We start from the raw sequence: 11974 nt of genomic DNA, 5'->3' as shown, positions 1-11974 counted from the left end.
GTCAGGCGTCAACGTGACCGCGACGCCGGGAGGCCGGCGTCGCCCCGGCGGCGCACTCCGTTGAGGAAGAGTGCGACCGCGTGGCGCAGGTGCCGCTCGCTGACCTCGGGATCCCGAGTGACGCCGAACGTGGCGAGCCAGGCCGGAGACATGCTGACGAGGGCGATGAACTGCTCGGCGGCGATCTCGACGTCGTCGACGACGATCGTGCCCCGCTCGATGTGCCGGCGCAGCAGGCTCATGACCGCCTGCAGCCGCGGCGACCAGGCGAGCGTGCGGGAATGTGCGGCGAACTCGGGGAACCGCGCCGCCTCGGCGATCGCCATCCGGTGTAGTGCGACGAGGTCGGGGTCGACGGCCCGGGCCAGCAGCGACCGGGCGATGACCGTCAGGCCCTCGGCCAGGTCGTCGGGCACCGTGTCGAGCTCGACCGGGTCGTTCTCGTGCCGGGCGAGCGCCCAGGAGATCACGGAGAGGAACAGGGTCCGCTTGTCGGGGAAGCGGGCGTAGAGGGTGCGCTTGGTGATCCCCGCGGCCTGGGCGACCGCCTCCATCGTGGTCCGGTCGTAGCCGTCCCGCAGGAAGATCTCGACGGCCGCCCGACGGAGGCGTGCGGTGATCTCGGCGGCCTCGGTCGGTGTCGGCCGCCCGGTGCGGGACCGCCCCGCCGCCCCGGCACCGCTGGTGTCGGGACCGGTGGTGCCGGGACCGCTGCTGTCGGGACCGCTGGTGTCGGCCCTGGCGGCGCCGGCCCGGGTGGTGCGCGCGTGCCGGGGCCTCGCTCCGCTGGTGCCGACCTCGATGGCCTCGGCCTCCGACCTCATACGATAAGTACACCGATGCGTATACTTATTGTCAAGCCGTTGCCCTGATCGTCCGGCGCGACGGCCTGCGAGGCTCCTGCCGCTTGCCGTCCCCTTCAGCCTCTGCTGTGATGAACGTCAAATATACGTAGACGTGTACTTGTACTTGTGGCTGCGCCGGGGCTGGGGCCGCGGGAGACAGTGGCGGGAGGGACGCGCGATGGCGGACGCGGGTTCGGGTGGCCGGCCGGTGGTCGGCTTCGTCGGCCTGGGCAGCATGGGTGGGGCACTGGCCGCGAACCTGGTCACGGCGGGGCACGAGGTCGTGGCGTTCGACCCGGCCGGTCCGGAGCGGGTGCCATCCGGTGCCGCCGGCGCCGGCGGGGTCGCCGAGGTCGCCGGGCGGGCCGAGGTCGTGGTGCTCAGCCTTCCCGACGGCGCGGCCAGCCACCAGGTCGCCGAGCGGATCGCCGGGCGGTCGCCCCGGCGGGTCACCCGGGTCGTGGACACCTCGACGATCGGGGTGGCGGCGGCACGGCAGGTGGCGGCACTGCTGGCCGGCGCGGGCATCGGCTATGTCGACGCCCCGGTGTCGGGTGGTGTCGCGGGGGCCCGCGCCCGCACGATCGCGGTGATGTTCGCCGGTTCGGATGACGACTGCGCGGCGGTCGGGCCTGTTCTCGCCGGTCTGAGTGACCGCTGCCGGCGGGTCGGCGCGCGGCCGGGGCTCGCCCAGGCGCTCAAGCTGGCGAACAACTTCCTCTCCGCCACCGCGCTCATCGCCACCAGCGAGGCTGTCGCGTTCGGCACCGCGGCCGGGCTCGACATGGCCACCATGCTGGAAGTCCTGAACGCTGCCAGTGGCCAGAACACGGCGACCAGCGACAAGTTTCCCCACCACGTGCTCACCGGGCGCTACGCCGCCGGCTTCGCCAACACGCTGATGGCCAAGGACGTGGCGCTGTACCTGGAGGCCGTCGGCGAACTGGAGGCCGTCGGCGAGGTCGGCCGCACCCCGGTGGTCGCTCCGGTCACGGCGCGACTGTGGAAGCAGTTCGCCGCCGCCGAGGCCGGGGCCGACTTCACCCGGATCTACCCCTTCGTCCGGGGCGGCTGACCCTCCCGGGGATCCCGCGCCGCCGCGCAGCGCCAGCAATTCACGCTAATAGTGACAAAAAGGGGTGCGGGTCGCTGGCAATCCGCAGGAAGTGAGGATTTCGGTTGCTGTCGCAGCCATAATCCTCACTTCTTGCTCGGGAGCGGCGGCGGCACCGGAAAGCCCGAGACTCGGGATTCTGCGACGGGCTCCGGAACGGCCGGAACCCTCAGGGCCTGCTAGGCATCCACGGCGGACGTGCCGGATTCGCGCTTTCCCGGGAGGCCTGGGCGATGAAACATAAAGAAATCCGAGAAGTGTCGGCCAAGGCTGCCGCTGAATAAAACTGGCGGCTGCTGGCGATGCCTTCGGAGAGTGTCCTCGGGACTCCTCCCGAATCGATCCCGGAACACTGCGGGGGATCTGTCTGCCCCGCCGGGGGCGACCAGCCGGACGCCTTGCCAATGAACGCAAACAACAATCTCAAAAAAGAGAACATGACTTGCAGTGACTGCTGAAGGAAGCTATGGCGAGCGCTGTCCGTAACCGAGGGCGGAGTCTGTGGTCCACGGGGTGCCCTGACCCGGCCCCCAGCTCACGCCGTGGCACAAGGGAGGGTCGGTTGTGCTGGATGGGACATTCTCGAACCCGCTATATTTGATTCTCGCTGGTATCCCTACGATGTCCGCCAGGTATATGGTAGGGGGGCAAGTGCGGGTGCTTCGAGTCCGCCCTGGTAGCTGCCTGAAGGTCTGAATCCACAGGCTCTTGACCGATCGAACGTCAGGTGATAGGCATTTTTTGGCCTCGTTATCGCGGCCGGTCGAACGGGATGTGATCGCGAGGGTTCCGGTCGGTCCGCCGGGCAGGCTCGATCAATCGCGTGCCTCCGGGGCCGGGCTCGGGGATGATGGCGTGAAGGCGTCCGGTGTGACGGCTATCACGGTTGGTTGTCGGGCGTGTGCTGGGTTCAAGGGCATGTTCTGGGTTTGAGGGCAGAGGAGCCGTCGACATGGCACGGATCGAACCGCGTCCCCTGCGGGAGTGGCCGAAGGAGATGCGCGCGGCCCTCGCGGCGATGACCCCGGCGGCGCCCCGGCATCCTCCGCTGCCCACCGAGGGGCGCTCCAAGGCCCTGAACACGCTGGGAACGATGGCCCACCATCCCGAGCTGGCGCATGCGTTCTTCACGTTCAACGGCCACATCCTGCGCGGCACGACGCTCACGCTGCGCCAGCGGGAGATGATCGTTCTGCGGGTGGCGACGGTGCGCAAGGTCGCCTACGAGTGGGCCCAGCATGTGATCATGGCCCGCGATCTCGGCCTCACCGACGCCGAGATCGCGCGTATCGCGTGGGGCCCGGACGCCCCCTTCCTGGACCCGCTGGACGCGGCGCTGCTCCGCGCCGTCGACGAGCTGATCACTGACGGCGGGATCAGCGCGACGACGTGGGAGTTCCTCGCCGGCAAGCTCGACGTCCAGCAGCTGCTCGACATCATCTTCACGACCGGCACCTACGACATGCTGGCGATGATGATGAGCTCGTTCGACCTGCCGCTCGACGACGACCTCCACGAGAGCCACGACTGAGCGCGTCGCGATGAGCACGTCGCGAGCCATCGCCGCGAAGGGCCCGCCGCCCCGCCGCCCCGGCGCCGGCCGGGGCGGCACCGCACGGACGATCCAGACAGCACGATCCGAGTAGGAGTTGCCATGGCCGTGACCGTGTCCGCGATCAGCCCCGAGGTCGGCGTCGAGGTCGCCGGCCTGGCGGGTCACCAGCTCGTCGATCCGGTGGCGGCGGCCCAGTGCCAGGCGCTGCTGGAGAAGCACGGCGTGGTGGTCTACCGCGAGCTGAACATCGACGACGCCGATCTGGTCGCCTTCAGCCGCCTGCTCGGCACCGTCGTGGTCGCCCCCACGGGCGGGATCGACGGGCTTCCCGAGGTCTCGAAGATCACCCTTGACCCGGCCGAGAGCGTGCTCGCCGCGTACCGCAGGGGCACGTTCTTCTGGCACATCGACGGCGCGAACGACGAGCTGCCGCAGAAGGCCACCCTGCTGACCGCGCGCCAGGTCTCCGACGAGGGCGGCGACACCGAGTTCGCGAACACCTACGCCGCCTACGACGCCCTGACCGACGAGGAGAAGGCCCAGTTCGCCACGCTGCGCGTCGTGCACAGCTTCGCGGCCTCCCAGCGCCTCGCCGAGCCGGACGCGTCGGAGAAGACCCGGGCGCTGTGGGCCCGGGTGCCCAGCCGGGAGCACCCGCTGGTCTGGACCCGCCGCAGCGGCCGCAAGTCCCTGCTGGTCGGGGTCACCGCCAGCCACGTCGTCGGCTGGCCGGAGGAGGAGAGCAGGGCCCTGCTCGACCGGCTGCTGGCCTGGTCGACGGAGCCCCGGTTCGTCCTGCGCCACCACTGGCGCCCGGGTGACCTGGTCATCTGGGACAACACCGGCATGCTGCACCGGGCAATTCCGTACACGGCCACGTCCCGCAGACTGATGCACCGAACCACCCTCGTAGGCGAAGAGGTCGTAGCCTGACCTCCGCACACCGAGCAGGTGCGCGAAAGGATGACGAGGATGGCGTCCATCGGACGCCCTGGCGGCGGTGGAAGCCGGCGCCGGGGGGACAGCGGGCGTCATCCGGGTCCGGACTGTCTGTCTGACGGAGGTCAGCATGCGAGTAGTAGTCGATTTCAAGCTGTGTGAGAGCAACGCGCTGTGCGTGGGCATCGCGCCATCGGTGTTCGAGCTGGACGACAACGACTATCTGGTGATCCTGGACGAGGAGCCCGGCGAGGACCTGCGCGCCGACCTGAAGGCCGCTGTCGCGGCCTGCCCGAAGCAGGCCATCAGCCTCGCCGACGACTGAGCCCGATCCGCGGCGGAGCTGACAGGGACCACGGGCGGCACGTCCGCCCGTGCACGTATTTCCTCCTGTCAAGCCCAGGCTGGAAGAAAAATGAGCCCCTTTGCTGGGTGAATTGCCGCCCGCTTCTCTACGATCATTCACGATGAAACCTCACCGTTCCGGCGCTCTGCGCGTGCTGCGGGTGTCCCGCGCGTCCGGCCTGCCCGGTCTGTCGCGTGGTCCGTCCCGCGGCCGGGCGCAGGGCGGGTCCATGGCGGCGAGCGGAGCCCGGTCGGCCCGGCGGCGGCTGGCCGCCCAGCGGTTCTGGCAACTGCCCGACAAGGAGCTCGATCGGCTGCTGGAGCTCGCCAGCGAGGTGGACCGGGTCGAGCTGAAGCTGGTCGTCCCGGTGGACGCCCACGACAGCTGTTGCGCGGCGCTCGGTGTCGACTTCACCCGAGGCCGTCGGCAGCGGGTCTTCTACCTCGACACCGCGGACCGCGCCCTGCACCGCAACGGCGCGGTCGCCCGGGTCCGCAGCATCGTCGGCGGCCCGGACGACGCGGTGGTCAAGCTGCGTCCGATGGTTCCCGGCGACGTCTCCCGGCGGCTGCGCCGATCGAAGGACTTCGTCGTCGAGGTCGATGGAATGCCCGGCTACTACGTCTGCTCCGGCGCGCTGCGGGCCCGCCTCGGCGCCGACGACGTCGAACGGGTGATGGCCCAGGGGCGGGGCCTGCACCGCCTGTTCACCCGCCCGCAGCTGCGCCTGCTCAGCGCCCGCCTGCCCACCGGTCTCGACCTCGACCAGCTGCGGGTGTTCGGCCCGGTGGACGTGCGCCGGGCCAAGATCCGCCCGGACGGGCTGGGGCGTCGCCTGCTCGTCGAGCGGTGGACCTACCCCGACGGCTCCCGCATCGTCGAGCTGTCGACCCGCTGCGCCCCTACCGAGGCCCTGCGGGTCGCCGCCCGCACCGCCGACGTCCTGCGCCGGCACGGGGTGGACCTCACCGGCCCGCAGCAGACCAAGACGCGCGCCACGCTGGACTACTTCGCGGCCGCCGGGCCGGCCCGGTCTGCCACGAAAGATGCGCCGATCGGGGGATCTGCGGGAAGCTGGGAAAAAGGCGACGCATCCGGCGCGCGCCGCGAGCGAGGAGGCCATCGCCGTGATCCGGCTCAGCGTGCTGTACCCGAAGACCGAGGGCGCGACGTTCGACCATGACTACTACCTGAACAAGCACATCCCGATGGCCTGCAGGATGTGGGGGCTGACCCAGGTGGAGGTCGACCGGGGCATCCGCGGGCCCTACGTGGCGGCAGCGCACTTCCGCTTCGACTCGATGGACGCCCTCAGCACGGCGATGAAGGCCGACAGCACCGCGATCGCCTCCGACCTGTCGAACTACACCACGATCACCCCGGTCATGCAGATCAGCCAGATCGAGAGCGAGGACTGAGCGACCCGGGCTGAGGTTCTGGCGCAGCCGCCTGCGCCTGTGCCTGGGCTCGCGGAATCAGGCCACCGGTGGCAGCGGCTGACCGCCGTCGAGCACGACGCGGAAGGGGTCGCCGCGCTCGGCGAGACGAGTCAGTACCGTGCGGATCGTGAAGCTGTCGGGGCGAAGCTTCGGGTCGTCGAGCTCGTCCCAGTCGATCGGCGCCGACACCGGCGCACCCGCGGCGGCGCGCGGGCTGTACGGGGCGACCAGCGTCTTGTTCCGCGCGTTCTGCGTGTAGTCGAGCCGGGCGCGCCCGGCCCGCTCGCGTACCTCCCACTTCCAGCTCACCAGCTCGGGAACGACGGCGCCGACCGCCCGGGAGAGCCGCTCGACCCAGTCCCGGGTCTGGTCGAAGCCCGGCCCGGGCGCGATGGGAACCCAGATCTGCAGGCCCCGGCGTCCGGTGACCTTGACCCCGGCCCGCACGGCGAGGTGCGCGAGCGCTGTGCGGTGCAGCCGGGCCAGCACCAGGACGTCCTCCCAGGCTGTGCCCGTTCCCGGGTCCAGGTCGATGAGCGCGTAGGACGGCTGCTCCACGGCGGTCACCGGCGCCGTCCAGGCGTGCCATTCCAGCGCCCCGAAGTTGGCCGCCCAGACCAGCGTCGCCGGTGAGTCCACGACCAGGTGCTCGGTGGTCCGGCCGGCGGTGGCCCCGGGGGGATGCCAGCGGGTGACCCAGTCGGGCGCGTGCGCCGGGACCTGCTTGTGCCAGAAACCAGGAGCCTGCGCCCCGCTCGGGAAACGGTGCATGTTCAGAGCCCGGCCGGTGAGGTACGGCAGCACGGTCGGCGCGATAAGGGCCGCGTAGCGCACGAGGTCCCGTTTGGTGGCCGCGGGCCGTTCCGCTCCCGCCGGGAACAGCACCTTGTCGAGATTGGTGAGGCGCAGCGGCCGGCCGAAGACCTCCCAGACACCGTTCGCCCCCAGCTCGTCGAGCGCCCGCAGCTCGTCGTCTCCCGGGGGGCGCACCGCGGGCGCCGCCGCACCGGCCCCGGCGCCGCCCGCCGTCCCTGAACAATCCGTCGCGTCGGCGTCGGCGTCGGCGTCGGCGTCGGCGGCATCGTCGGCGTCGCGTCCGGGTGCAGGTGCGCGGGTCCGCTCGGTGGCCTGCGCCGCGGATACGCCGGACCGCCAGACCCGGTCGGGCACGGCGCGGACCTCGTCATTGGTGCGACCGCTGAGCACCGACCGCGGATGCTGCTCCGGGTTCCAGCCGGGCACCGCCTGTGCGTCCCGCTTGTGCAGCAGAAGCCACCGCGGCTCCTGCTGACGGATCAGCACGAGCCGGCCCCGCAGCTTCCGGCCGAACACATCCGCGTGCAGTTCCCCCGCGGCGACCGCCGCGACCGGATCATCCGTCCCGTGCGGGACCCAGCTGCCGATGTCCCACACGATCACATCGCCGGAGCCGTACTGCCCGGCCGGGATGACCCCTTCGAAGTCCAGGTACTCGACGGGATGGTCCTCGACGTGCACGGCCATCCGCCGCACCGCGGGATCCAGGGTCGGGCCGCGGGGGACCGCCCAGCTGGCAAGCACCCCGCCCATCTCGAACCGCAGGTCGTAGTGCAGCCTGCGGGCACGGTGCCGCTGCACGACGAAGCGTGCCGCGCCGTCAGGGCCGGGGCCCGCACCGTCACCCGTGGGCTCCGGGGTGGCCTGGAAGTCCCTCCTGCGCCGGTAGCGTCCCAGCCGATCGGGCGCCTGCTCCGCGGACTCCGTGCGCTCCCGCGGCTCCGGCGCGTCGGAGCGCCCCGATCGCCGGGATCCGCCGGACCGCTCGTTCGGTCCGGACGACCTGCCCACCTGGCGCCTCCCGACCGGAGGGACCCGGCGCGGGCCGCCCCCGGCACCCGGACCACCCCGCCACCGCGGATCCCACACCATGGCAGCGGCCAGGCGCAACGACCCGCGACAGCGTGGTGCGACGACCGACTACTACTGCGGGTCGTACGCGAGGTTGGGGCGCAGCCACTTCTCGACCTCGGCGATGCTCATGCCGCGCCGGGTGGCGTAGTCCTCGACCTGGTCGCGGCCGATGCGCCCGACGGTGAAGTAGCGCGCCGCCGGGTTCGCGAAGATGATCCCGCTGACGGCGGAGGCGGGGGTCATCGCGAAAGACTCGGTCAGCCCCATGCCGACCTGGTCCGCGCCGACCAGGTCGAACAGCGGCCGCTTCTCGCTGTGGTCCGGGCTCGCCGGGTAGCCGAACGCGGGCCGGATGCCGCGGAACCGCTCGGCGTGCAGGTCCTCCAGCGCGGGCTCGGAGCCCGGCTCGAACCAGGCCCGCCGGGCCTCGAGGTGGACGTACTCGGCGAACGCCTCCGCCAGCCGGTCGGCCAGCGCCTTCACCATGATCGCCCGGTAGTCGTCCTGGCGGGCCTCGTACTCGGCGGCCAGCGCATCCGCGCCGTGGATGGCCACCGCGAACGCGCCGAGGTGGTCGCCGGCCGGAGCCACGTAGTCGGCGAGGCTGCGGTTGGGCCGACCGGCCGGCTTGGCCGTCTGCTGGCGCAGCATCGCCAGCCGAAGCCGGCCGTCGGTTGCCGAGACGGTCGGCTCGACCGTGGCGGCGGTGCCGGCCGCGCCAGTGCCCGACGCGCCGGTGCCGGCCGCGGGGACGTCGACGAGGATGTCGTCGCCGTCGGCGACGGCCGGCCAGAAGCCGTACACGCCCTCGGCCCGCAGGCTGCCGGCCGCGATGATCTGGTCGAGCAGGGCGTTCCCGTCGTCGTACAGCTCGCGGGCGACCGGCTGCTCCAGGATCGCCGGGAACTTGCCCTTGACCTCCCAGGCGAGGAAGAAGAACTGCCAGTCGATCATCGCGCGCAGTTCGGCGAGCCCCGGCCGCACGACCCGCAGCCCGGTGAACGCGGGCACGGGCAGGTCGTCGAACGAGACCTGCTCACGGTTCGCCCGGGCCTGGGCGAGGGTGAGCAGTGGCTGCTGCTGGCGCCGCTCGTGCGCCTCACGCAGCTCCTGCTGCTCGGCGCGGTTGCGGATGGCGAGCTCGGCGGCCCGGTCGTCGTCCAGCAGGTCGGAGACCACACCGACGACCCGGGAGGCGTCCAGCACGTGGACGGTCGTGCCGTCGTAGGCGGGCGCGATGCGCACCGCGGTGTGCTGGCGTGAGGTGGTCGCACCGCCGATCAGCAGCGGCAGCTTCAGCCCGCGGCGCTGCATCTCGGCGGCCACCGCGACCATCTCGTCCAGCGACGGGGTGATCAGCCCGGACAGGCCGATCGCGTCCGCGCCCTCGGCCACCGCCGTGTCGAGGATGACCTTCGCCGGGACCATCACGCCCAGGTCGATGACCTCGTAGTTGTTGCAGCCCAGCACCACGCCGACGATGTTCTTGCCGATGTCGTGGACGTCGCCCTTGACGGTCGCCATCACCACCCGGCCGTTGCCGCGGCGGCCCGCGTCGGCGTCCACGGAGCCGCCGGCGGCGAGCAGCGCCTGCTTCTCCGCCTCCATGAACGGCTCCAGGTAGGCGACGGAACGCTTCATCACCCGGGCGGACTTGACCACCTGCGGCAGGAACATCTTGCCGGAGCCGAACAGGTCGCCGACGATCTTCATCCCGTCCATCAGCGGGCCCTCGATCACGTCGAGGGGGCGGGCCGCCACCGCGCGGGCCTCCTCCGTGTCGGCCTCGATGAAGTCGACGATGCCGTGCACCAGCGCGTGCGAGAGCCGCTGCGCGACCGGAGCCTCGCGCCAGGACAGGTCCACGACGCGCTTCGTGCCGCTGCCGCTCACCGTCTCGGCGAACGCGACGAGGCGGTCGGTGGCATCGTCGCGGCGGTCGAACAGGACGTCCTCGACCAGCTCCAGCAGGTCGGCGGGGATGTCCGCGTACACCGCGAGCTGGCCGGCGTTTACGATGCCCATGTCGAGCCCGGCGCGCACCGCGTGCAGCAGGAACGCCGAGTGCATCGCCTCGCGGACGACGTCGTTGCCGCGGAAGGAGAACGACAGGTTCGAGATGCCGCCGGAGATGCGCACCCCGGGGCAGCGCTGCTTGATCTGCGGCAGCGCGTCGATGAACGCCTTGGCGTAGCCGTTGTGCTCGGCGATGCCGGTGGCCACCGCCAGCACGTTCGGGTCGAAGATGATGTCCGTCGCCGGGAAGCCGACCTTCTGCGTGAGCAGGTCGTAGGCGCGGGCGCAGATCTCCACCTTGCGCTCGGTGGTGTCGGCCTGGCCCTGCTCGTCGAACGCCATCACGACCACGCCGGCGCCGAAGTCGCGGATGCGCCGCGCCTGCGCCAGGAAGGGCTCCTCGCCCTCCTTGAGGCTGATCGAGTTGACGACGCCCTTGCCCTGCACGCAGCGCAGCCCGGCCTCGAGCACGCTCCAGCGCGAGCTGTCGATCATGATGGGCAGGCGGGCGGCCTCGGGCTCCGTCGCCAGCAGGTTCAGGAACGTGGTCATCGCCCGCTCGCTGTCGAGCAGGTCGGCGTCCATGTTGACGTCCAGCAGGTTCGCCCCGCCGCGCACCTGCTCCAGCGCCACGTCGATCGCGGCCTGGTAGTCGTCGGCCTCGATCAGCCGGCGGAACCGCGCCGAACCGGTCACGTTGGTCCGCTCGCCGATCATGACGAAGCCGGTGTCCGGGCCGATCTCGAACGGCTCGAGGCCGCTGAAGCGGGTTGTCGCCGGCAGCTCCGGCAGCGCGCGCGGCGCGGTGCCCCGCACCGACTCGGCGATCCGCGCGATGTGCGGCGGGGTCGTCCCGCAGCAGCCGCCGACCACGTTGACCAGGCCTTCGGTGGCGAACCCGCCGATGAGTCGGCCGGCTTCCTCCGGGGTCTGGTCGTAGCCGCCGAACGCGTTCGGCAGGCCCGCGTTCGGGTGGCAGGCGGTGAACGTGCCGGCGAGGCGGGCCAGGTCGGCGACGTGCGGGCGCATCTCCTCGGCGCCGAGCGAGCAGTTCACCCCGACGACCAGCGGCTCGGCGTGCGCGATCGAGCTCCAGAACGCCTCGACGGTCTGGCCGGACAGCGTCCGCCCGCTCATGTCGACGATCGTCACCGAGATCCACAGCGGCAGCTGCGGGGCGACCTCACGGGCCGCCGCGATCGCGGCCTTCGCGTTCAGAGTGTCGAAGATCGTCTCGATGAGGAGCAGGTCGACGCCGCCCTCGGCGAGCGCCGCGATCTGCTCGGCGTAGGAGGCCTTCACCTGCTCGAAGGTCACCGCACGGTAGGCCGGGTCCTCCACCCGCGGCGACAGCGACAGGGTGACGTTCAGCGGCCCGATCGACCCGGCGACGAACCGCCGGGTACCGGACTTCTGCGCCGCCTCGTCGGCGGCCTGCCGGGCCAGCCGCGCCCCCTGCACGTTCATCTCCCGCACCAGCGACTCCAGGCCGTAGTCGGCCTGCCCGATGCTGGTGGCGGTGAACGTGTTCGTGGTCGTGATGTCCGCGCCCGCGGCCAGGTACTGCCGGTGCACGTCGAGGATGACGTCCGGCCGGGTCAGGTTCAGCAGGTCCGGGTCGCCGGTGACGTCCTTCGGATGGTCCGCGAACCGCTCGGTGCGGTAGTCGGCGGGGGTGAGGCCGGCGTTCTGCAGCATCGTGCCCCAGGCCCCGTCGAGGACGGCGACCCGCTGCCCGAGCAGCTCCCGCAGCGCCCGCTCACTCGCGGTGATGGCACGTGCGCCGGGTGTGCCGGGTGTGTCGGAGGGGTCGGTACCGGGGGAATCCGT

The 11974-nt window shown here is 71.5% G+C and carries 9 protein-coding genes; 6 read left to right on the top strand and 3 right to left on the bottom strand.

The genetic code is table 11. The features are described 5' to 3' along the window. Nucleotides 1-8 precede the first annotated feature (8 nt). Nucleotides 9-824: a TetR/AcrR family transcriptional regulator gene (locus AWX74_RS20355; protein ID WP_226931341.1), complete on the bottom strand. Its 816-nt coding sequence runs from the start codon at nt 822-824 to the stop codon at nt 9-11. A 199-nt stretch (nt 825-1023) separates the two neighbouring features. On the opposite strand from AWX74_RS20355, the gene AWX74_RS20350 reads away from it, so the two are divergent. The 6 genes from AWX74_RS20350 (at nt 1024) to AWX74_RS20325 (ending at nt 6217) form a co-directional block, all read left to right on the top strand. After that, nucleotides 1024-1920, top strand: coding sequence for an NAD(P)-dependent oxidoreductase (locus tag AWX74_RS20350; RefSeq protein ID WP_091279242.1), 897 nt, complete (start codon nt 1024-1026; stop codon nt 1918-1920). Between the two features lie 991 nt (nt 1921-2911). Then, the gene (locus tag AWX74_RS20345; RefSeq protein ID WP_091279229.1) at nt 2912-3490 is read left to right on the top strand and encodes a carboxymuconolactone decarboxylase family protein; all 579 of its coding nucleotides are present in this window, start codon (nt 2912-2914) and stop codon (nt 3488-3490) included. A gap of 123 nt (nt 3491-3613) precedes the next feature. After that, complete coding sequence (locus AWX74_RS20340; RefSeq protein ID WP_091279226.1) at nt 3614-4447, top strand: TauD/TfdA dioxygenase family protein; 834 nt, start codon at nt 3614-3616, stop codon at nt 4445-4447. A 136-nt stretch (nt 4448-4583) separates the two neighbouring features. Next, complete coding sequence (locus AWX74_RS20335) at nt 4584-4778, top strand: ferredoxin (RefSeq protein ID WP_035952675.1); 195 nt, start codon at nt 4584-4586, stop codon at nt 4776-4778. 142 nt (nt 4779-4920) lie between these two features. Further along, on the top strand, nt 4921-5982 hold the full coding sequence (locus AWX74_RS20330) for a CYTH domain-containing protein (RefSeq protein ID WP_226931342.1): 1062 nt from the start codon (nt 4921-4923) through the stop codon (nt 5980-5982). Continuing rightward, a complete protein-coding gene (locus tag AWX74_RS20325; RefSeq protein WP_091279222.1) occupies nt 5927-6217 on the top strand; it encodes an EthD family reductase in 291 nt (96 codons plus the stop codon). The genes AWX74_RS20330 and AWX74_RS20325 overlap by 56 nt, the downstream gene beginning before the upstream one ends. Nucleotides 6218-6274: 57 nt before the next feature. Here AWX74_RS20325 and AWX74_RS20320 read toward each other — a convergent pair whose 3' ends face one another. After that, nucleotides 6275-8065 (bottom strand): non-homologous end-joining DNA ligase LigD, encoded by a 1791-nt coding sequence (locus AWX74_RS20320; RefSeq protein WP_242666332.1) that lies wholly within the window; start codon nt 8063-8065, stop codon nt 6275-6277. Between the two features lie 132 nt (nt 8066-8197). Further along, on the bottom strand, nt 8198-11917 hold the full coding sequence (gene metH / locus AWX74_RS20315; protein WP_091279480.1) for a methionine synthase: 3720 nt from the start codon (nt 11915-11917) through the stop codon (nt 8198-8200). Between the last annotated feature and the right edge of the window lie 57 nt (nt 11918-11974).

This window comes from Parafrankia irregularis (assembly GCF_001536285.1).
In the GTDB taxonomy this organism is placed as follows: Bacteria; Actinomycetota; Actinomycetes; order Frankiales; family Frankiaceae; genus Parafrankia; species Parafrankia irregularis.
Note: the sequence above shows the minus strand (reverse complement) of the source record. Positions and strands in the feature narration are given on the sequence as shown.